Origin of the sequence: Spiroplasma ixodetis, from assembly GCF_040369795.1 — a bacterium.
GTDB lineage: Bacteria > Bacillota_I > Bacilli_A > Mycoplasmatales > VBWQ01 > Spiroplasma_E > Spiroplasma_E ixodetis_B.
Map to the genome: position 1 here is coordinate 795,880 of NZ_AP028955.1, position 21,400 is coordinate 817,279.

At 23.3% G+C, this 21,400-nt stretch carries 31 protein-coding genes and 1 riboswitch; of the genes, 9 read left to right on the forward strand and 22 right to left on the reverse strand.

Annotated elements, in window-relative coordinates:
- Window positions 1–264 precede the first annotated feature (264 nt).
- Entirely contained in the window at window positions 265–537 is a 273-nt protein-coding gene (locus ABWV63_RS05765; RefSeq protein ID WP_353307194.1) for a transposase family protein, read from the forward strand.
- 220 nt (window positions 538–757) lie between these two features.
- Window positions 758–1,120, forward strand: a complete 363-nt coding sequence (locus ABWV63_RS05770) for a transposase (protein WP_353305569.1) — start codon at window positions 758–760, stop codon at window positions 1,118–1,120.
- Here ABWV63_RS05770 and ABWV63_RS05775 read toward each other — a convergent pair.
- The 6 genes from ABWV63_RS05775 to ABWV63_RS05800 all read right to left on the reverse strand — a co-directional run bounded on the left by ABWV63_RS05775 (window position 1,107) and on the right by ABWV63_RS05800 (window position 4,300).
- Window positions 1,107–2,345 (reverse strand): IS256 family transposase, encoded by a 1,239-nt coding sequence (locus ABWV63_RS05775; protein WP_353305570.1) that lies wholly within the window; start codon window positions 2,343–2,345, stop codon window positions 1,107–1,109. The genes ABWV63_RS05770 and ABWV63_RS05775 overlap by 14 nt on opposite strands.
- A 406-nt stretch (window positions 2,346–2,751) precedes the next feature.
- Window positions 2,752–2,973 (reverse strand): transposase, encoded by a 222-nt coding sequence (locus tag ABWV63_RS05780; RefSeq protein WP_353305571.1) that lies wholly within the window; start codon window positions 2,971–2,973, stop codon window positions 2,752–2,754.
- A 23-nt stretch (window positions 2,974–2,996) separates the two neighbouring features.
- A complete protein-coding gene (locus tag ABWV63_RS05785) occupies window positions 2,997–3,212 on the reverse strand; it encodes a hypothetical protein (protein ID WP_353305572.1) in 216 nt (71 codons plus the stop codon).
- Between the two features lie 18 nt (window positions 3,213–3,230).
- Window positions 3,231–3,419 (reverse strand): hypothetical protein, encoded by a 189-nt coding sequence (locus ABWV63_RS05790; RefSeq protein ID WP_353305573.1) that lies wholly within the window; start codon window positions 3,417–3,419, stop codon window positions 3,231–3,233.
- 137 nt (window positions 3,420–3,556) lie between these two features.
- Window positions 3,557–4,024: a transposase gene (locus ABWV63_RS05795; RefSeq protein ID WP_353305574.1), complete on the reverse strand. Its 468-nt coding sequence runs from the start codon at window positions 4,022–4,024 to the stop codon at window positions 3,557–3,559.
- Window positions 4,025–4,090: 66 nt separating this feature from the next.
- Complete coding sequence (locus ABWV63_RS05800) at window positions 4,091–4,300, reverse strand: IS630 transposase-related protein (protein ID WP_353305575.1); 210 nt, start codon at window positions 4,298–4,300, stop codon at window positions 4,091–4,093.
- Between the two features lie 333 nt (window positions 4,301–4,633).
- On the opposite strand from ABWV63_RS05800, the gene lon reads away from it, so the two are divergent.
- Window positions 4,634–7,018 carry an endopeptidase La gene (gene lon, locus ABWV63_RS05805; protein WP_353305576.1) on the forward strand — a complete coding sequence of 795 codons (2,385 nt, stop codon included), beginning with the start codon at window positions 4,634–4,636 and terminating at the stop codon, window positions 7,016–7,018.
- Window positions 7,019–7,540: 522 nt separating this feature from the next.
- Window positions 7,541–7,628: riboswitch (TPP riboswitch) on the forward strand.
- Window positions 7,629–7,688: 60 nt separating this feature from the next.
- Entirely contained in the window at window positions 7,689–8,735 is a 1,047-nt protein-coding gene (locus ABWV63_RS05810) for an energy-coupled thiamine transporter ThiT (RefSeq protein ID WP_353305577.1), read from the forward strand.
- Window positions 8,736–9,021: 286 nt separating this feature from the next.
- On the opposite strand, the gene ABWV63_RS05815 is transcribed toward ABWV63_RS05810, so the two are convergent.
- The 5 genes from ABWV63_RS05815 to ABWV63_RS05835 all read right to left on the reverse strand — a co-directional run bounded on the left by ABWV63_RS05815 (window position 9,022) and on the right by ABWV63_RS05835 (window position 11,105).
- A complete protein-coding gene (locus ABWV63_RS05815) occupies window positions 9,022–9,360 on the reverse strand; it encodes a hypothetical protein (RefSeq protein WP_353305578.1) in 339 nt (112 codons plus the stop codon).
- A complete protein-coding gene (locus ABWV63_RS05820; protein ID WP_353305579.1) occupies window positions 9,317–9,556 on the reverse strand; it encodes a hypothetical protein in 240 nt (79 codons plus the stop codon). Before ABWV63_RS05820 ends, ABWV63_RS05815 begins: the two co-directional genes overlap by 44 nt.
- A gap of 15 nt (window positions 9,557–9,571) precedes the next feature.
- Entirely contained in the window at window positions 9,572–10,033 is a 462-nt protein-coding gene (locus ABWV63_RS05825; RefSeq protein WP_353305580.1) for a UPF0236 family transposase-like protein, read from the reverse strand.
- A gap of 415 nt (window positions 10,034–10,448) precedes the next feature.
- Entirely contained in the window at window positions 10,449–10,895 is a 447-nt protein-coding gene (locus ABWV63_RS05830; RefSeq protein ID WP_353305581.1) for an IS1595 family transposase, read from the reverse strand.
- A gap of 24 nt (window positions 10,896–10,919) precedes the next feature.
- A complete protein-coding gene (locus tag ABWV63_RS05835) occupies window positions 10,920–11,105 on the reverse strand; it encodes a hypothetical protein (RefSeq protein WP_353305582.1) in 186 nt (61 codons plus the stop codon).
- A 314-nt stretch (window positions 11,106–11,419) separates the two neighbouring features.
- Here ABWV63_RS05835 and ABWV63_RS05840 point away from each other — a divergent pair.
- A protein-coding gene (locus tag ABWV63_RS05840) for an IS3 family transposase (RefSeq protein WP_353307195.1) occupies window positions 11,420–12,504 on the forward strand; the annotation gives its coding sequence in 2 pieces (ribosomal slippage) (window positions 11,420–11,621 and window positions 11,621–12,504; 1,086 coding nt in all).
- The gene (locus ABWV63_RS05845; protein ID WP_353305583.1) at window positions 12,414–13,379 is read left to right on the forward strand and encodes an IS256 family transposase; all 966 of its coding nucleotides are present in this window, start codon (window positions 12,414–12,416) and stop codon (window positions 13,377–13,379) included. The genes ABWV63_RS05840 and ABWV63_RS05845 overlap by 91 nt, the downstream gene beginning before the upstream one ends.
- On the opposite strand, the gene ABWV63_RS05850 is transcribed toward ABWV63_RS05845, so the two are convergent.
- Together ABWV63_RS05850 and ABWV63_RS05855 are read right to left on the reverse strand one after the other, a co-directional pair.
- Window positions 13,376–13,804 carry a transposase family protein gene (locus ABWV63_RS05850; RefSeq protein ID WP_353305584.1) on the reverse strand — a complete coding sequence of 143 codons (429 nt, stop codon included), beginning with the start codon at window positions 13,802–13,804 and terminating at the stop codon, window positions 13,376–13,378. The genes ABWV63_RS05845 and ABWV63_RS05850 overlap by 4 nt on opposite strands.
- Before the next feature lie 88 nt (window positions 13,805–13,892).
- Entirely contained in the window at window positions 13,893–14,246 is a 354-nt protein-coding gene (locus ABWV63_RS05855; RefSeq protein WP_353305585.1) for a transposase family protein, read from the reverse strand.
- A gap of 129 nt (window positions 14,247–14,375) precedes the next feature.
- Between ABWV63_RS05855 and ABWV63_RS05860 the strand changes: the two genes are divergently transcribed.
- Together ABWV63_RS05860 and ABWV63_RS05865 are read left to right on the forward strand one after the other, a co-directional pair.
- Window positions 14,376–14,570 (forward strand): transposase, encoded by a 195-nt coding sequence (locus ABWV63_RS05860; protein WP_353307196.1) that lies wholly within the window; start codon window positions 14,376–14,378, stop codon window positions 14,568–14,570.
- A 42-nt stretch (window positions 14,571–14,612) separates the two neighbouring features.
- On the forward strand, window positions 14,613–14,744 hold the full coding sequence (locus ABWV63_RS05865; protein ID WP_353305586.1) for a hypothetical protein: 132 nt from the start codon (window positions 14,613–14,615) through the stop codon (window positions 14,742–14,744).
- A 68-nt stretch (window positions 14,745–14,812) separates the two neighbouring features.
- On the opposite strand, the gene smpB is transcribed toward ABWV63_RS05865, so the two are convergent.
- Window positions 14,813–15,244, reverse strand: coding sequence for an SsrA-binding protein (gene smpB, locus ABWV63_RS05870; protein ID WP_353305587.1), 432 nt, complete (start codon window positions 15,242–15,244; stop codon window positions 14,813–14,815).
- 276 nt (window positions 15,245–15,520) lie between these two features.
- Here smpB and ABWV63_RS05875 point away from each other — a divergent pair, with 276 nt between their 5' ends.
- Window positions 15,521–15,913, forward strand: a complete 393-nt coding sequence (locus ABWV63_RS05875; RefSeq protein ID WP_353305588.1) for a hypothetical protein — start codon at window positions 15,521–15,523, stop codon at window positions 15,911–15,913.
- On the opposite strand, the gene ABWV63_RS05880 is transcribed toward ABWV63_RS05875, so the two are convergent.
- The 8 genes from ABWV63_RS05880 to ABWV63_RS05915 all read right to left on the reverse strand — a co-directional run bounded on the left by ABWV63_RS05880 (window position 15,914) and on the right by ABWV63_RS05915 (window position 21,269).
- Window positions 15,914–16,528, reverse strand: coding sequence for a hypothetical protein (locus ABWV63_RS05880; protein ID WP_353305589.1), 615 nt, complete (start codon window positions 16,526–16,528; stop codon window positions 15,914–15,916). It abuts the gene before it with no gap.
- Window positions 16,529–16,648: 120 nt separating this feature from the next.
- Window positions 16,649–18,778 carry a ribonuclease R gene (gene rnr / locus ABWV63_RS05885; RefSeq protein ID WP_353305590.1) on the reverse strand — a complete coding sequence of 710 codons (2,130 nt, stop codon included), beginning with the start codon at window positions 18,776–18,778 and terminating at the stop codon, window positions 16,649–16,651.
- Between the two features lie 106 nt (window positions 18,779–18,884).
- Window positions 18,885–19,148 carry a preprotein translocase subunit SecG gene (gene secG, locus ABWV63_RS05890; protein ID WP_174480339.1) on the reverse strand — a complete coding sequence of 88 codons (264 nt, stop codon included), beginning with the start codon at window positions 19,146–19,148 and terminating at the stop codon, window positions 18,885–18,887.
- A gap of 170 nt (window positions 19,149–19,318) precedes the next feature.
- Entirely contained in the window at window positions 19,319–19,654 is a 336-nt protein-coding gene (locus ABWV63_RS05895) for a hypothetical protein (RefSeq protein WP_353305591.1), read from the reverse strand.
- A 63-nt stretch (window positions 19,655–19,717) separates the two neighbouring features.
- Window positions 19,718–20,416: a hypothetical protein gene (locus ABWV63_RS05900; protein WP_353305592.1), complete on the reverse strand. Its 699-nt coding sequence runs from the start codon at window positions 20,414–20,416 to the stop codon at window positions 19,718–19,720.
- Window positions 20,379–20,645, reverse strand: a complete 267-nt coding sequence (locus ABWV63_RS05905; RefSeq protein WP_353307197.1) for a transposase — start codon at window positions 20,643–20,645, stop codon at window positions 20,379–20,381. Before ABWV63_RS05905 ends, ABWV63_RS05900 begins: the two co-directional genes overlap by 38 nt.
- A 142-nt stretch (window positions 20,646–20,787) precedes the next feature.
- The gene (locus tag ABWV63_RS05910; RefSeq protein ID WP_353305593.1) at window positions 20,788–20,949 is read right to left on the reverse strand and encodes a hypothetical protein; all 162 of its coding nucleotides are present in this window, start codon (window positions 20,947–20,949) and stop codon (window positions 20,788–20,790) included.
- 41 nt (window positions 20,950–20,990) lie between these two features.
- Window positions 20,991–21,269, reverse strand: a complete 279-nt coding sequence (locus tag ABWV63_RS05915) for a transposase (RefSeq protein WP_353305594.1) — start codon at window positions 21,267–21,269, stop codon at window positions 20,991–20,993.
- Window positions 21,270–21,400 lie beyond the last annotated feature (131 nt).

Consider the following 21,400-nt stretch of genomic DNA (forward strand, 5'->3'; position numbering starts at 1 on the left):
TTCTTCGTAAGTCTTCACTTTATGGTTTTGGCATAATTTAATCTTCCTAATCTATTTTAAATATTGCTGAATTGTACTTTTAAATTCAAAAACTGTTTAAATTACATATTATTATTTTACATTATTTATGAGTAAACATTACTTTAGTTAGATATATATGACTTTTTTAATAAAAAAATTATTGATATTTTTGCTGATAATTGAAAAGTACATGATTTTCAAATATTAAAAAATTCAAATCTTGAATTTTCAGAAAAAACAATAATTATTGGTGATTTGGGATATCAAGGAATACAAAATATTTATAAAAACACTATATTACCAATTAAAAAAACTAAAAATAAAAAATTAACTAAACAAGAAAAAATCTACAATAAAATTATTTCAAAAATTAGAATTAAAGTTGAACATGTTTTTGCTCGATTAAAAAGATTCAAAATTTTAATAAATAAATGTAGAAAAAGTATATTTAGACTTATGTACTTAAGATTTAACTTACTTTGTGAAATTTTTAATAAAACAAAACCATTAAAATAAAAAAATATTTTTAATATTTTTTTAAAAATTTAAATTTTTATTAAGTTAATATAAAAATAATATTAACAATTTTTGTGTTTGAAATATAAATTTATTTTTAAAGTATTTTTTTAAAAATATTAACTTCTATAATTATTAACACTAAAAAATTTATAAATATGGTTGATCTGAAAAAGGTAAAAGATTATTTGATAATAAACCCACATATAAAATAAAAAGAATGAGTATAATTGGTTCACTAAATAAAGGTAAATTAAAAGCCCTATGAGCATTTGAAGGACATTGCAACAGTAAAATTTTTGAATCATATGTAAAAAATATACTAATTCCAGTATTAAAGCGTGGACAAATTATAGTTTTAGATAATGCAACGTTTCATAAATCTACATTAACACAACAATTAATTGAAAATGCTGGATGCAAACTATTATTTATTCCACCATATTCTCCTAATTTAAATCCAATTGAACATTTTTGATTTGCTATAAAACATAATATAAGAAAAATATTACCAAATTATTTACCAAATAGAGGCTTTTTAAAAATCTGTGTATCTTTTTACAAAGTTACTAGTTTAGATTAATTCTATCTTCAAATTTTATCATAAAATGAGCAATTGCTGTATTTCAATTTTGAATGGGCATTGTTCATTTTTTTGTTATATTTTCAATTACTAAGTAAAATATTTGAAAAACTGCCATATCATTTGTAAAAACTTTTTTATTTCTAATAACTTTTCGTAATTGAATATTAACAGATTCAATAGCATTTGTTGTATAAATAACTCTTTTGATTTCTGCATGATAACTAATAAAAACCATTAAATTATCTCAATTTTTATATCATGATTTAGCAATTTGAGGATATTGTTTATTTCATTTACTTTCAAAAGATTCTAAAGCTTGCATTGCTTGTTCTTCGCTACATGCACTATAAATTGGTTTTAAATCTGTAACTAGTGATTTTCTATGTTTGTATGAAACATATTTTAAACTATTTCTAATTTGATGAACTATGCATAATTGATGTTCGGTTTTAGGATAAACTAATTGTATTGCTTCTGACATTTCTGTTAAATTGTCACTACAAGCAATAAGAATATCATTTAAGCCTCGATTTTTCATTTCTGTGAAATTAGATAATCAAAACTTAGAACCTTCATTTTCACTAATTCATAAACCTAAAACATCTTTTTTACCTTCTAAATCAACTCCTAGTGCTATATAAACTGATTTGTTAATACTGCGTTTATCTTGTCGTACTTTAACTACTATACAATCAAAATAAACAATCGGATAAACACTTTCTAATGGCCGATTTTGTCATGCTTTAACATCATCAATAACATCATCAGTAATTTGACTAATAACACTTTCGCTAATATCAGCACCATGATATAACTCTTGTAACTGCATTCTAATATCTGATAAAGTCATGCCTTTGGCATATAATGAAAGAACTTGTTGATCAAAATCATCAAATCTTCTTTGTCTTTTTGCAAATATTACTGTCTCAAAATTACTATTACGATCTCGTGGTACATTAATCTCGATTTTACCTTGTTGGGTTATTAATTTTTTTGAATTTATACCATTGCGAGCATTATCACTATTATTATGTTGATTTTTTTCATATCCTAAATAATTTTGCATTTCAGAATTCAACATTTTTTCAACTAATCTTTTTGTTAATTCTTTATATAAACCTCCCTCTTTAAAAACTGTTGTTAAATCTTCAGTATTTTCTAGTAATAAATCTACTGCTTTTGATATTTGATCATTATTATTAATATTTTGTTTTTTAGACATAAGTAACTCACTCTTTCTATAGACATATTCCGTAAATAAATTTAATCAATTGTCAATAATAATATTTATAAATTTTTTAGTGTTAATAATTATAGAAGTTAATATTTTTAAAAAAATACTTTAAAAATAAATTTATATTTCAAACACAAAAATTGTTAATATTATTTTTATATTAACTTGATAAAAATTTAAATTTTTAAAAAAATATTAAAAATATTTTTTTATTTTAATGGTTTTGTTTTATTAAAAATTTCACAAAGTAAGTTAAATCTTAAGTACATAAGTCTAAATATACTTTTTCTACATTTATTTATTAAAATTTTGAATCTTTTTAATCAAGCAAAAACATGTTCAACTTTAATTCTAATTTTTGAAATAATTTTATTGTAGATTTTTTCTTGTTTAGTTAATTTTTTATTTTTAGTTTTTTAATTGGTAATATAGTATTTTTATAAATATTTTGTATTCCTTGATATCCCAAATCACCAATAATTATTGTTTTTTCTGAAAATTCAAGATTTGAATTTTTTAATATTTGAAAATCATGTACTTTTCCATTATCAGCAAAAATATCAACAATTTTTTTATTAAAAAAGTCATATATAATTTGAAATTTTATAGAAAACATTCAACTTTTACCAGAAAAATATTCTAACTGTAGTTTTTTTTAGTTGGTCTTTCAATTTCAATTTCAGTTGAATCAATTAAATAAAATTGAAATTCATTTAAATCTTCTTGTTTTTTCTCAATTTTTGATTTTCATTTTGTTTTTAAAAACTGATAATCTTTGTCATCACTAAGTTTATTTTCTACTCAAGTAATATTTCGAAAAGAACTTGATGCACTCATTTTATATTTAATACTCATTTGGAAAAAAGTATAATATTATTTTCAGTATACTAAAGTCATCATCAATCTTTCTTCAACTGAAAGTTTATATTTTCTACCTTTACTTTTTTTTAAATTTTCTATTTCAATTAATTTTGTTAACATTTCATCAAAATGAAAACGTTTTATACCAAAATATCTATAAAATTGTTCATTTTTTAATTTTTTTGAATTTTTAAAATTCATTTTTATCAACACCTTATTAATTTATTAATAAAGAAATTATAAAATAAATTTTAAATTATTAATTGACTTTTAAAAAATTTATTTACGGAATATGTCTTATTTATTTAATTTTATTTACTATAATTAATTAAACATAGTTATTTTTGTAAGTTACACAGATTACTAAACATTACCATTAATTGTTGTGTTAATTTAGATTTATGAAATGTTGCATTATCTAAAACTATAATTTGTCCACGCTTTAATACTGGAATTAGTATATTTTTTACATATGATTCAAAAATTTTACTGTTGCAATGTCCTTCAAATGCTCATATTGCTTTTAATTTACCTTTATTTAGTGAACCAATTATACTCATTCTTTTTATTTTATATGCGGGTTTATTATCAAATAATCTTTTACCTTTTTCAGATCAACCATATTTATAAAATTCATTATCATCAATTCCAGATTCATCAATATATACTAAATCTTCATTCATTATTTTAGCTATTTCTTTTAAAAAATCTTCTTGTTTATTTTTATCTCTTTGTTCATATAAAAAAGTTTTTTTATATGTATAATTTAGTTTTTTGAAATAGTTATAAACTGTTTCTTTAGTCATATCGCCAAATTTTTCAATTACTTTTTGAACTGTAACATCTTTATTTTGCGCTAAATAATTTTTTAATTAATCTAAATCCTTTATTTTGTGGCTATGTCCTTTTTGATAATTCAAAATTGGTTTTATATGCCCAGTTTCTTTTTTTCTTTTTCTTCATAAGAATAAAGTCTTTCTAGTAATATTGAACACTTTACAAATTTCTTTAATTTTCATGTTTTTACTTTCATAGGCTTCTATTACTTTTCTTCGTAAGTCTTCACTGTATGGTTTTTGCATAATTTAATCTTCCTAATCTATTTTAAATATTGCTGAATTGTACTTTTAAATTCAAAAACTGTTTAAATTACATATTATTATTTTACATTATTTATAAGTAAACATTACTTTAGTTAGCTATACCTAGTTTTGAAACTATAATTTTGTGTTTGATTTAGATACATGTGGGGATAATTTCCTAGATAGGCTTTTATCTCACTTTATGTGATAAAATTTAAAAATAGTACATAAAGGGATAAAAGCCATCAAAAATTAGATATTTTAGCAATTAAGTATTGCAAGTGCTAATGTTTTATATTATAATCCAGTTAATACATTATTTGAGGTGAGACAATGAAGATAAAAAATATTACTAATATTCCAGTACTAGTAACAAGAGGAAGTTTTGTTTTCCCAACAGTTGAAATAGAACTAGAAGTTGGCAGACATAAATCAGTAGCGGCGATTAATGAATCGGTAGTTAAGTTTAATTCAGAAATTATTTTAGTTTCGCAAAAGGATCCAAAAGTAGATAATCCTCAATTAAGTGAAGTCTACAATCATGGTACTTTGTGTAAAGTGCAAATTCAAAAAAGTCATAATGATGGTACACTTACCGTATCTTTTTATGGACAACAAAGAGTTAAAGTTTCTAAGTTTTATGATGATAAATTTTATACAGGAGATGCTGAAACTTTAGTTATTCCTAATGTTTCAAAATCATTAGAAGAAGAGTTGATCCAAAGAATTGTAAATAATTTACAACAGATTTTAGATGTTCATGGTTCAATTCCACAAGGTGTAATTAGTCAAATCACTGATGGAATGAAAGCTAGTGAAATTATTGATAAAATGGCTCAATTTTTACCATTTTTAACTATCAATAAACGCCAAGAAATTTTACAAGAAATTGATATTAATAAACGTTTAGATTTATTATTGAAAGATATTGGTGGTCAAAAACAAGTTGGTTCCATTGAAAAGGATTTAACAGCTAAAATTAAAGATCGTATTGATGAACAACAACGTGAATATTATTTGCGAGAAAGATTGCGTGCTATTAAAGAAGAATTAGGCGAAATTGATGGTAAGTCTAATGAAATGAAACGTTATTTAGAACGTTTAGAAACAGAAGAGTTTCCTGAAGCGATCAAAACTCGTGTTAAAGAAGAAATTAGTCGTTATGAAGATATGCCACAAGCTTCAAGTGAATCAAATATAATTCGTACATACATTGATTGAATGATGACTTTACCTTGATTTCAAAAAAGTGAAGAAATATTTGATTTAATTAATGCAAAAAAAATTCTTGATAAATATCACTATGGTTTAGAAAAAGTTAAAGAAAGAATTATTGAATATCTTGCTGTTAAAAAAATGGCTAAGGCAATGCCAGGGCAAATTATTTGTTTAGTTGGTCCTCCTGGTGTTGGTAAGACTTCTTTAGCTAAATCAATTGCTGAAGCGATGGGGCGTACTTTCGTTAAAGTTTCACTTGGTGGAGTTAAAGATGAATCTGAAATTCGTGGTCATCGTAAAACTTATATTGGTGCGATGCCAGGAAGAATTATCCAAGGTATGAAACGTGCTAAAGTTATTAATCCATTATTTTTATTAGATGAAATTGATAAAATGTCATCTGATTATCGTGGTGATCCAGCTAGTGCTATGTTAGAAGTATTAGATCCTGAACAAAATGCTAATTTTTCAGATCATTATATTGAAGAAAATTATGATTTATCACAAGTTATGTTTCTAGCAACAGCTAATTATATGGAAGGTATCCCTGAACCATTAAAAGATCGAATGGAAATTATTAAGCTTTCTTCATATACAGAATTAGAAAAAATTGAAATTGCAAAAAAATATTTAATTCCTCGTGTTATTGAAATTACTGGTTTGAATAATAAAATGTTAAAATTTAAAACAAATTCAATTGAAGAAATAATTAAATATTATACAAGAGAATCAGGTGTTCGACAATTAGAAAGATTATTAAATAAAATTGCTCGTAAATTTATTGTTAAACTTTTGAATAAAAAAATTAGTACTGAAGAAATTGTTGCTGATAATGTTAAATATTATTTAGGAAAACAAATTTTCGATTATACTAAAAAAGAAAATGAATCACAAATTGGAGTGGTAACTGGTCTTGCTTATACTCAATATGGTGGTGATATCTTACCAATTGAAGTAAACTACTTTAAAGGAAAAGGTAATTTAGTATTAACTGGTAAATTAGGTGAAGTTATGAAAGAATCTGCTACTATTGCTTTAGATTATATTAAAGCAAATGCTATTACTTTCAATATTCCTGATACTTTCTTTGCGGAACATGATATTCATATCCATGTTCCTGAAGGAGCAGTGCCAAAGGATGGTCCAAGTGCTGGTATTACTTTAACAACTGCAATTATTTCTGCTCTGACAACTAGACCTGTATCAAAAGATATTGGTATGACAGGTGAAATTACACTTCGTGGTCATGTATTACCGATTGGTGGATTAAAAGAAAAATCAATTTCTGCCCATCGTAGTGGACTAAAAACAATTTTAATTCCAAAAGCTAATATAAAAGACTTAGAAGATATTCCAGAAGAAGTAAAGAAAAAAATAAATATTGTTTCAGTTGAATTTTATTTTGAAGTATATGATTTTATTTTTAATAAACATAAAGCAAAAATTCACCCACCTATTAATAATATTAAACCAACTTCAAGTATTATTGATGAAGGTTAAAATCTAATTAAATTATTAATAACTATAACTTTAAAAAAGAAAATACTAAAAACAAGTATTTACTTTTTTTATAAAAAAATTTTATATTTGTGATAAATTTAATTTGCTTTTATTTGTTACAGAAAAATTAATTTCCGAATTTACAATTTTAATTATATTTTTTTTTGTTAATTCGTAATATTAGTTCATTTATTTTTAATAAATTTTGTTGTTTAATTTCTTTGATTTTTGTTAAAATAGTTATTTTGTTTCTATTTTTTTATTTCAATTAAATAATCCAATAGTAATTATTTTCATTAGGTTTTTATCCCTTTATGTACTATTTTTAAATTTTATCACATAAATGGAGATAAAAGCCTTATTTTTTCCCAATAACTTCTTATTTTTAAAAAGTGAATATATTTTATTTTTTTTCAAATAAATTTCAAATAAAAATAGAACAAATTTTAATTTAAACTAAAAATCATAAAAAAATATTTTGAATGTTATAATAGTAGTAAATATGGATTAATTTGCATATATTATATAAAGCAGGAGTGGCGTTGTCTGAGAAATACCCTATAACCTGATCTAGTTAGTACTAGCGGAGGGAGACTTTATTTTTTATATTTTAAAAAATGATAACTCCTTTTTGTTATGTAAGATAAATTAAAGGAGTTATCATTTTATTATGTTTAAAGAACAACTATTAACAACTATCAATTATAATAAAATTAAAAGCAAACTGGGGGTAGGGATGTTAATTAAAGCATCAGCCATTTTTAGTTTAATTACTCTTTTAACATTAACAGTTGTTATTAGTATTTTACCTGCTAGTAGTATTAATCACTTTTTTAAAGTTACTACTATTATTGGTTGACAATTTTATAGCAGTAAAATTTATTTAATATTAATTCTTTATTTATTATTAATTTTATCAATTTTATTATCTGTTATTACATGAACAGTTAAAATAGAAGATATGCATAAAAATATTGTTATTATTACATTACTATCAATTTTTAGTATCAATCCCATTGCATTAATTTTTAATTTAATTAAACATTATCAATGACAAAAAGAAGAAACTTTTGCCATTTTAAAAAAAAGATGATGAACTAATTTTAAATTTGCATTTGGTATTAAACGATGATTAGTTATTGATTATACAATTATTGGTTTATTTACTGGCGTAACTATTGCTTGTGCTTTTATTGAACAAAATTTATTACCAAAAATGCCATACGGCGGCGGTATTGCTATTAAATATATACCTTTAATGGTTATTAGTTATATTATTGGCTTTGCAGGTGGATGATTAACGGGTATGATTAGTGCTTTAATGTCATTATTATTTATTGGTGGTGGTTATGTTATTAATGCTTGAAGTTATTTATTAGATTATTTTTTGCCAATGACAACGCCCGCTATTATTTCGTTATTACGTTTTAATTTAAAAGCTGATAAATCAATTTTTACTTATATTAATTATTTTTTACATTGTTTTTTAGTTTGTTTAATTATTTATTTTTGACAAACAATAGCAGGATATTTTATTTGATCACAAATTACTAATGATGACGGAAGTAAAAATATTTGATCAGGGTTTAATCCTCTTTTTTACTCATTAGTTTACAATTTTATTCATATTTTTTTGTTTACTTATCCAATTATGCAATTAACAATACCTTTTATTTATCGTGGTTTAGTTAGTCACTATGTAGAAAGATATCGTTAGAATAGTAATTATAATTACTATTTCTTTTTTAAATATGATTATAATATTAATTGATAGAAAGGGTGATTATAATGAAAAATGATTAAATAATCAAAGATATGGGTGAGTAAAGTTAATAGTTATAATTTAATTTTCTTTAAATAAAAGACAACTTTAAATTATTAATTGTTGTTTATATTATATACCTTTTTATAGATTTATTCAAGTATTTTAGACTCTTATTTTAAAATTATCTAAACTAAAAATTCCTAAATATTTAGGTTAAGATTTATTAAGTTTTAACAATTTAAAGTAAAAGTTTTAATTTATTAATTCTTGCTGAATTAATTAAAAGTAAATTATCAAGTACTTTATCATTATAAATTTTAGCGCCATATCATTTTAAAGATTTAACAAGATGTGATACATCACTTTCAGCACAAACTCCTTGATTTCAATTTTCTTTTTGATTTATAACGCCTTCTTTATTATTTTTAAAATATTTATATATTTCTTCATTTACATTATTTTCTTTTAAAAAATCTAATAATTGATAATATTCACCATTAATAAATAAATTATATGCATTTGTTAATTTTTTATTATCTACTTTTATTATAAATATATTGTAAATCAAGAAATTCATAAATTTTATTAATAAATTCTGCTTGTTTAATTCTTTGACCATTTTTAGTTTTCATATAAGTAATTTTTTTATCTTTTAAAACATTTCTACTTTTAGTAGATTTTTCTAAATCTTTACCTTTATTTGCACTAATTGTACGAATACGATTTTTTTGCTTTTTATTATTAAATAATGAACTTATAAAACAATCATCCATATTTACAAATAATTTTTAATTTGATAATACTATCTTTTTGTCTTTTACTTTCTCAACATCTATGATTGCATTTTTCATTACATTAGTCATATATGTTTTAGAAAAATTAGAATTTTTTACTGTATCTTGGACATCAGATTGTCTTTTACCATTACCTGAATTTTTTATTATTATATGTTCTAAACTAGTAAGTGTTCTTTTTCTTTTTTTAAGTTTTATATAATCATCTAAAGGATAGTAATATTTATTAGTTTCTAATATTAAATAACATCTACGATAAAAATTATTTACTTTACCATATTGAGTATTTGGACTTCTGGGAGCAGTTTTAACATATTTATGTTTACTTTTATCATATATGTTGTGATATCAAAAATTATCATATTCTTCTCATATATTTGTTACATAATTAATACCATTATTTTTAATTTGATTATCAAGTTCATCATAATTAAGTTCATCACTAAAAAAATTCATAATATTACCCTCACTCAATTATTAATTTTGATTTGATTATAGTTTTATTAAAAATAAAATGTTGTAATAAGATAATTTCTAAAATGTTATAATTAAGATATAAGTTTTAAAATAAGGTGATAATATGTCAGCAAAAAGAAAAGAATTAGGTAATTATAAAGAAAAAATAAATGAATATTTTAGAGATAATAAAAATGTTCCAACTAGAATGACAAAAACTGTTTAAATTACATATTATTATTTTACATTATTTATGAGTAAACATTACTTTAGTTAGCTATAAATGGAGATAAAAGCCTATCTAGAAAATTATCCCCACATGTATCTAAATCGAACACAAAATTATAGTTTCAAAACTAGGTATTTTATTGAATTCATATGCAGATTCTTTTGCATATAAATGAATATTGTGTTTTTAAACTTTTATGTGTGTTCGGAAAGTTCGTCGGATGTGTTTTCATGCAGATTCAATCTGGTTTGTATTCACACCTGTTGATGACACATACCCAACTGCATGATTTACGATTTCATGTTTGTGATAGAAGTTTTTAAAACTTCCATATCCCTTACAAGAATCCGTAAATAGACAACAACCAGTAGAAATGTGTTTCAATGCAAATCATAAAAGGTTTTTCTCATCTACTTTTTTCAATACTTTCACAATTAGTTTGTTGCTGTTTTTCTCATAAACTCCAACAATCAAGGTTTTAAAAAACAAGGATCTTCCTTGTTTTTTAAAACCTACATGTGAAAGATACATTTCATCCATCTGTGCTGTGCAATCATCAATGAACCCTGCATCTTGATTCCAAATTCTAGTTCTGATTTCATGGCCCATTCTTCAAGCTGTTTTATATGTCACGCCCAATTCCCTTGCGACATCTGTTTATGGTATACCATGCTTTGTGTTTATTCATCTAAAGATGAGATAAAACCAAGATGTCAAAGGTGTTTGTGACTTGTGAAAAATGGTGTCATAAAGAATACTAAATGTTTGATGACATTTCAAACATCTTATTCTTCTCAAATCAGAAACATTCAAACTATAAGAAGCACACCTGATACATTTCATTACTTTCAACTTCGCTATATATTTCAAACAATCGTTTTCATTTTGAAATATGCTATTGAAAAATTATTTCAATTCATTTTTTCCTCGACACTAGTACATGTGGGGATAATTTCCTTTTTAAATTTAGAAAATTATATAAGAGAAATTAGATTATCACACTATAGACTAGGTTTAGTAGATCAACATATTAACATTTTGGATGGGTTACACTTTATTGGACACTAATTACGTAGATAAGTGAACAAATTAGTTAAAAGAAAGGAATTATAATTATGGCCAATATTAACTCATATTCAGATGAATTTAAAAAATAAATAGTAGCTGTATATCAAAGTGGTAAGTCAGTGTCTTGTCTTGCTAAAGAGTACAATGTTACAAGAGCAGCTACTTATAATTGAATTAAGCAATTTACTAATTCAGGCAGTTTTAAAACTAAAGATAACCGTTCTGTTGAAGAAAATGAATTAATTAAATTAAGAAAAGAATTAAAACAATTAAGAATGGAAAATGATATTTTAAAGCAAGCAGCACTAATAATAGGAAGAAAATAGAAATTATTACTAAAAATAAAGTTAAATATAAAATTCGCACAATGTGTCGTTTTTTAAAAATCTCTAAATCAACATATTATTTTAATTTCAAGAAAAAAGAAGATAAAATTCAAAATAATATGTATGATGAAGCTGTTATTAGTGCTTTTAAAGAAAATAAAGAAGCTTATGGAACAAGAAGATTAAAAGTTGTTCTAAAAGAAAAGAAAATTAATTTATCAAGACGAAAAATTAAAAAAATTATGAATAAACATAATTTAATATCAAAATACACTAAATTATCATACAAAAATTATCATAATAAAGTGAATGATAGTCAAATTACTAATCTTGTTAATAGAGACTTTAATAATAGGCTTAAAAATGAAGTTATTGTTAGTGATTTAACTTATGTTCAAGTTAATGATAAATGAAACTATATTTGCTTATTAATCGACCTGTACAATCGCGAAATTATTGGACATAGTGTAGGTACTAAAAAAGATGCGTCATTAGTATATCAAACATTTATGTGCTCAAATCGTTGTTTAAAAAATATTCAAATATTTCATAGTGATCGCGGTAATGAATTTAATAATAAAAATATTGATAAACTTTTATTAGCCTTCAATATTACCCGCTCTTTAAGCAAAAAAGGTTGTCCTTATGATAATGCTGTTGCCAAAGCAACTTTCAAAACTTTCAAAACAGAATTTATTAATGATAAAAATTTTACATCATTAATCCAATTAAAATTAGAATTATTTTATTATATAAATTGATACAACAACATAAGAATCCACAGCACTCTAAACTACTTAACCCCCATAAAACACCAAGCACAAATGTCTACCAAAAAACAGTCCTAAAAAAGGTTGCCATTCCAGGCATGACTTTATCAGATATTAGAATGCAGTTACAAGATTTATATCATGGTGCTGATATTAGCGAAAGTGTTATTAGTCAAATTATTGATGATGTTAAAGCATGACAAAATCGGCCATTAGAAAGTGTTTATCCGATTTTTTATTTTGATTGTATAGTAGTTAAAGTACGACAAGATAAACGCATTATTAACAAATCAGTTTATATAGCACTAGGAGTTGATTTAGAAGGCAAAAAAGATATTTTAGGTTTATGAATTAGTGAAAATGAAGGTTCTAAGTTTTGATTATCTAATTTCACAGAAATGAAAAATCGAGGCTTAAATGATATTATTATTGCTTGTAGTGACAATTTAACAGGAATGTCAGAAGCAATACAATTAGTTTATCCTAAAGCCGAACATCAATTATGCATAGTTCATCAAATTAGAAATAGTTTAAAATATGTTTCATACAAACATAGAAAATCACTAGTTACAGATTTAAAACCAATTTATAGTGCATGTAGTGAAGAACAAGCAATGCAAGCTTTAGAATCTTTTGAAAGTAAATGAAATAAACAATATCCTCAAATTGCTAAATCATGATATAAAAATTGAGATAATTTAATGGTTTTTATTAGTTATCCTGCAGAAATCAAAAGAGTGATTTATACAACAAATGCTATTGAATATGTTAATAGTCAATTACGAAAATTTATTAGAAATAAAAAAGTTTTTCCAAATGATATGGCAGTTTTTAAAATATTTTACTTAGCAATTGAAAATATAACAAAAAAATGAACACTGCCCATTCAAAATTGAAATACAGCAATTGCTCATTTTATGATAAAATTTGAAGATAGAATTAATCTAAACTAGTAACTTTGTAAAAAGATACACAGATTACTAAACATTACCAAAATTTCACAAAGTAAGTTAAATCTTAAGTACATAAGTCTAAATATACTTTTTCTACATTTATTTATTAAAATTTTGAATCTTTTTAATCAAGCAAAAACATGTTCAACTTTAATTCTAATTTTTGAAATAATTTTATTGTAGATTTTTTCTTGTTTAGTTAATTTTTTATTTTTAGTTTTTTTAATTGGTAATATAGTATTTTTATAAATATTTTGTATTCATTGATATCCCAAATCACCAATAATTATTGTTTTTTCTGAAAATTCAAGATTTGAATTTTTTAATATTTGAAAATCATGTACTTTTCCATTATCAGCAAAAATATCAACAATTTTTTTATTAAAAAGTCATATATAATTTGAAATTTTATAGAAAACATTCAACTTTTACCAGAAAAATATTCTAACTGTAGTTTTTTTTAGTTGGTCTTTCAATTTCAATTTCAGTTGAATCAATTAAATAAAATTGAAATTAATTTAAATCTTCTTGTTTTTTCTCAATTTTTGATTTATATTTTGTTTTTAAAAACTGATAATCTTTGTCATAACTAAGTTTATTTTCTACTCAAGTAATATTTCGAAAACAACTTGATGCACTCATTTTATATTTAATACTCCTTTGGAAAAAAGTATAATATTCTTTTCAGTATACTAAAGTCATCATCAATCTTTCTTCAACTGAAAGTTTATATTTTCTACCTTTAGTTTTTTTTAAATTTTCTATTTCAATTAATTTTGTTAACATTTCATCAAAATGAAAACGTTTTATACCAAAATATCTATAAAATTGTTCATTTTTTAATTTTTTTAAATTTTCAAAATTCATTTTTATCAACACCTTATTAATTTATTAATAAAGAAATTATAAAATAAATTTTAAATTATTAATTGACTTTTAAAAAATTTATTTACGGAATATGTCTATAGAAAATCACTAGTTACAGATTTAAAACCAATTTATAGTGCATGTAGTGAAGAACAAGCAATGCAAGCTTTAGAATCTTTTGAAAGTAAATGAAATAAACAATATCCTCAAATTGCTAAATCATGATATAAAAATTGAGATAATTTAATGGTTTTTATTAGTTATCCTGCAGAAATCAAAAGAGTGATTTATACAACAAATGCTATTGAATCTGTTAATAGTTAATTACGAAAAGTTATTAGAAATAAAAAAGTTTTTCCAAATGATATGGCAGTTTTTAAAACATTTTACTTAGCAATTGAAAATATAACAAAAAAATGAACAATGCCCATTCAAAATTGAAATACAGCAATTGCTCATTTTATGATAAAATTTGAAGATAGAATTAATCTAAACTAGTAACTTTGTAAAAAGATACACAGATTTTTAAAAAGCCTCGAAAGCCTCTTCCTTTCTTAATTAAATTATTATTTTTTGATTTTTCTTACTGCATCACGATTTTTAATCGTCTCTCTTTTATCATAATTTTTTTTACCACGAGCCAATGCTATTTCTAACTTTGCTCTACTTTTACTATTTAAATATATCATTGTTGGAACAACAGTTAAGTTTTTTTGCTTTTGTTCTTGTTGAATTTTTTTAATTTCACGAGCATTTAAAAGTAATTTTCTTTTTCTTAATGGATCAAGTATATAACTAGTAGTAAATTTATAAGTATTAATGTTCATATTAATAATATAAGCTTCATTATTACTAAAAGTTACGTAACTATCCTGTAAAGATACATTACCTAAACGAATTGATTTAATTTCAGAACCAGTCAAAACAATTCCCACTTCTAATTTTTCTAATAATTCATAATTAAAGTATGCTTTTTTATTTTTTGCAATTATTTTCATTGTTTCCACCATTATTTTCATAAACTTTATAATTATATTATATAATAATAATTTCATAAATACCGAAATACTTACTTAAATTTGTTTTTTATTAAGAACATGCTATAATCTAATGAAGGTTAGATTAATCAATAGTTTTTCTAGCAATGATTAATGTAAAAATTAAACATAAAATTAATATTTGTTGTATAACAACTCAAGAAATAGATTTTATATTTTTTTACGGGTTTTTGTTAATTTTATATATTAATAAACAACTGAAAGGAGTCTAAGGACATGGCATGAGAGTTAAATACTAAAGCAACAGCAGTAAAAAATAGTCAATTTTATCAAGGCGATTTGGGTTTTGATAAAAATAATAATGATAAATTAATTATTTATAAAATTTTAACTGGTAAAAAACTTGAGGTTTGTAAAATTATTATTGATGAACAAAATCATATTTTAAAAATTTGTACTAAAACGGAAATTATTAATGAAGATGAATTTGAAATTTACACATTTGGTTTAGAAGCAGATACTGCTGATTTTATCTTAAAACTTATTGCTAAAAATCAAATTAATGCTGAAATTAATTATGCATTTATAAATAATATTGAAGATTCTTATAATATATCTGAATCAGAATCATTAGAAGAAAAAAAGAGAAAAATTAGGAAACTCTTTTAACTATTTATAAATTTCTTCTCAATTATAAACTGAACCATAACACAAAGCTTTAATTTTAAAATCATTGTTATTATTGATAATTTCTAAAATAGTTTGGGCAATAGAAATCCCTGAGGCAACTATATCATCAATAATAATAATGTTTTTTTTATTAAAAAAATTAATATATTTAGGTAATAAATGAATCTTATTAGTAATTTCCATTTGTCTTTCGCTAACTTTTAATTTATTTTCTCAAAATTTACGGTAGTTATCAACTTGGAAAATATTATTAATAGATAATATTTTATGATTTAATTTTTTTTTAATAATTTTAACTAATTCAATTATTACTAATTCTAAACTACTAACTGAAGTAGGTTTTTTTGGCATCATAATAAAATAATCTAAATTTTCAAACAAATTAAATTTTTGACCAACTTCAAATAAATTAGTTGCTAATCTTATTACAATATCTTGTTCAATATTTACTTGCTTAATTAAGTTATAATCTTCATTAACTCACAATAAATCCGGATATTGTTTTAAGCCTGGCGATTTAAAATAATTATAATAATAGCATTCAATGTTAAGATTGCTTTGTTGAATTAATCTTTTTTGCCCTTGTATTTTCATTTTTTTACTCCATTTTTCTTTTCACTTTTATTTTTTTTAACTTTACCATTTAGTTTTATCTTTTTTCTATATTTAAAATTATTTGCTTTATACATTTTTGATGATTGATTATTATTATTTTTATCACGTTTTTTTATTTTGCTGACCATTTTCTTCTAAAATAAAATCAATAGTTCTAGCGACTTTATTTGCACTTTTTACAAGAACACTGACCTTTTGACCAAGAGCATACTGTTTTCGTTTTCTTTCACCAAACAAACTCATTGCTTTTTCATTAAAAATATAATAATCATCAGTCATGTCTGCAATTCTAATTAAACCCTCAATTGTATTATCTAACTCAACAAATAATCCAAAACAAGTTACACTAGAAATTATACTTTCAAATTTATGACCAATAAATTGCATCATGTATTCTGTTTTTTTCATTTGATCTACAGCTCGTTCACACTCTAATGCTTTTAATTCCATATTACTAGATTGCTCAGCAACTCAATTAGTAAAACTTTGATATTTCTCAATTATTTTAGCATTTATTTCTCTTTTAACTATATATTGACGCAATAAACGATGAACTATTAAATCAGGATAACGTCTAATTGGCGAAGTAAAATGTGTATAATAATCACTAGCAAGTCCAAAATGGCCAATACATTTATTAGTATACTGTGCTTTTTCCATACTTCTTAATAATAAAGTTGATAAAACTTGAAATGTTGGTAATTGTTTTAAAGAATTTAATAATAATTGTAAATCTTTTGAACTAATATTTGTGATTTTTGGATTTAATTTAATACCCATTAATTTCAGAATTGTAACCATTTGATGCATTTTTTTAGAACGAGGATGTTCATGAACACGATAAATAAAAGGTAATTTCATATCAAATACAGTTTTAGCAACTACTTCATTAGCTCTAATCATAAAACTTTCAATTAATTTTTCAGCGATATCACGAGTTCTTAAAATAATATCAGTTACTTCTCCATTATCGTTAATAATTGTTTTTGCTTCATTAATTTCAAAATCAATTACTTCAGCATCTTGTTTAAACTTTCATAAAATTTGGTGCAATTCTTTTGCTTTTAGTAACATTTCTCAAATTTGTGGATGTGTTTTAATAAAATTTGGATTTTTACCATTATATCCGTCATTTACTTCGTCATAATTCATTCTTCTTACTGATTTCATAAATGCCTGATAAATTTTATGTTTTACTGTTAAACCATTCTTATCAATTTCCATATCACAAACCATACATAAACGTTCTACTTGTTCATTTAAAGAACAAATACCATTTGATAACTGCGTCGGTAACATAGGAATAACACGATCTGCTAAGTAAACAGATGTACCACGAGTAGATGCCTCTTCATCTAAAGGACTATTTTCTGTTACATAATAACTAACATCAGCAATAGCTACAATTAAACGATAATTACCATTAACTAGTTTAGTAACACAAATAGCATCATCAAAATCTTTAGCATCTTTACCATCAATTGTAACTAATAACTCTTTAGTCAAATCAATACGACCAATTTTATCTGATTCTAAAACTGTTAATGGCACCTTATCTGTTGCTGTTAATGTTTCAACATCAAATTGTGATTTAATACCAATTTCATAAATAACAGCTAAAATATCAACACCAGGATCATTAATATTACCCAAGATTTTAGTAATAGTAACATTAAAAATATTTTGTTCAAAATTTTTAATTTTTGCAACAACAATATTATTTTCTAACGCTTTATCGGGGTTTAAAATATTAACTTCATACTGTTGTAACTTTGCATTTTGAATTAATAATGTTTTTACTTTCGTATCTGCATTAACAATAACATTACCAATAAGAAGATTAGTATCACGTTTAATAATTTTTAATACTACAGCCTCATCATTCTGATTATTAATTTTTACTAACTTACATAATACTTCGTCATTATTTAACGCATTATTTATGTTTTTTATATTAACGTAATATTTTTCTTCACTATTTAATAATTTAACAAATCCAAATCCTTTTTTAGTAATTTGAATTTTGCCAATAAATAAATTATTATTTTTTAGCATATAAAATTGTTGTTCTTTATTTTCCAAAATAATTTCACTATTTTTCAATTCTTCTAAATCAGCAATAAGCTCTTGCTGTTGATGATGATTAGTGATATTAAGTTTCGCTGTTAAATCAACCGTTGATAAAGGTGTAATACTATTTTGTAACTCATTAATAATCTCTTGCTTCATTTCAATCAATCCCAACTTTATCCTAATTATATAATTAATTATAATCTATCTTTTAAAATTTATAAAAAGGCACACTAAAATGTGCCTTTTTATAAAATAATTATCATTAATTTATAACTCCAATAGTATTAATAAGAATTCTTACTATTATTGCCATAGTAAATAACGATATTCCTAATACTAAAGTGGCAATAGAAAATAACTTACTTCAACCACGTTCTTTAGTGCTAGCAAATAATTCTTGATTTCCCCCACTTAAAGCACCAAGTCCATTATGATTTTTTTTGCCTTGTAATAAACCTAAAATTACTAATAATATAGCGATAATTAAGGCAATAATTTCAAAAGCAAAAATAATGTTTTGACTCATTTTGTCACTTCCACTTCTTTATAATATTATTAATATTACACTTAATTTTACTAAAAATAAAAAAATTTCATAATTATTATTATGGCTTATTTCATAATTAAAATTTTAATTATGAAATAAGCCTAATATGTTATGTTTTATAATTCTTTTATAGGAAAAATTTATTAACTTTATTCTGGTTCAATTTCTAAGTAATTTCCAACAGCATTTGTTACAATCTTTCATCCATATTGATTTGTCATCATATAAAAAATGTTTATTTCTGAAAAATTATTATACATAACTTTAACTAAATTTTTTAAATTACTATCACTTAAACTATTTGCTAAGGTTCCTATAAATTGCGGAAATTTAGTAATTTCACTTAAAAACTTTTTTTCAAAAAGTTGATAGTCATCTTTATTATCTTGAAAAATTTCTGCTAATCTTATTCACATATCATTACTAATACCTAATTTAATTTTGCTTGATTCTGTATATTGTGGAGTTTTATTGTCTAAAGGCACGTAATATTTTTCTATTTTATTATATTGATTATGGGAATTGATATCAGCATTTTGAGCATGGGATTAATTATACGCTAAATATGCTATTCAACCAACTATAATTACTCCAACCACAACTCATCCAATAGGTCCTCTTTCAATCATAACAGATGCACCACCTTCAACAACCTCTTCGCCAATAGCAATCGCTCCTTCCTCACCAACTTCTAATAAAGGCACCGCTTCTTCTGTTTCAACTACTGTTTTAGCTTGTGGAGAACTTATTCATTTAACAACTTTATATGCAGGCGGAATACTCATAGTTGTGGTAGTGGTTAGACTTTTTAATAAATATTCATTTTTATTAGGTATTATAAAAACGATTCCGTATTTATGCAATTCAACAATTTTTTCAAATTGTGCTCAACTAGCATCAGTAAAATGTTGTCCATAAGTTTCTGTTAGTTTTTTTCTTGCATTATTTTTACTTTCTGTAGATGTGGTGTGATAAATATCTAATAATATTTGGTCAATAATTTGTGTTTTTAAAATATCACACTTTGGTTTCTGATTTGTTCTAGAGTCTGTAATTTGATTACTGTGTTGATTTCTATTTCTAGAACTAGTTCCAATGTTAAAAGATTGTTCAGATGTTAATGGCAAAACAGCGCTTCCACCTGCTGAAGGTGAAGGGATTGTTGTTGTAGTGGTGTGCGAATTACTTGGTCTATAATTTGATATATAGCTAACTAAAGTAATGTTTATTCATATCTTGAAAAACAAAATCAATCGCTTTTTTAATATTTGGTCAATAATTTGGTAATATTTTTCTTATATTATGTTTTATAGCAAATCAAAAATGTTCAATTGGATTTAAATTAGGAGAATATGGTGGAAGAAATAATAGTTTGCATCCAGCATTTTCAATTAATTGTTGTGTTAATTTAGATTTATGAAACGTTGCATTATCTAAAACTATAATTTGTCCACGCTTTAATACTGAAATTAGTATATTTTTTACATATTATTCAAAAATTTTACTGTTGCAATGTCCTTCAAATGCTCATAGGACTTTTAATTTACCTTTATTCAGTGAACCAATTATGTTTATTCATAATTTTTTTAATTTTTCGTCTTGATAAATTAATTTTCTTTTATTTTAGAACAACTTTTAATATTCTTGTTCCATAAGCTTCTTTATTTTCTTTAAAAGCACTAATAACAGCTTCATCATACATATTATTTTGAATTTTATCTTCTTTTTTCTTGAAATTAAAATAATATGTTGATTTAGAGATTTTTAAAAAAAGACACATTGTGCGAATTTTATATTTAACTTTATTTTTAGTAATAATTTCTATTTTCTTCCTATTATTAGTTCTGCTTGCTTTAAAATATCATTTTCCATTCTTAATTGTTTTAATTCCTTTCTTAATTTAATTAATTCATTTTCTTCAACAGAACGGTTATCTTTGGTTTTAAAACTGCCTGAATTAGTAAATTGCTTAATTCAATTATAAGTAGCTGCTCTTGTAACAGTGTACTCTTTAGCAAGACAAGAAACTGACTTACCACTTTGATATAAAGCTACTATTTGTTTTTTAAATTCATCTGAATATGAGTTAATATTGGCCATAATTATTATTCCTTTCTTTTAACTAATTTGTTCACTTGTCTACGTAATTAGTGTCCAATAAAGTGTAACCCATCCAGGTTTTGTTTTATTAAAAATATTAACTTCTATAATTATTAACACTAAAAAATTTA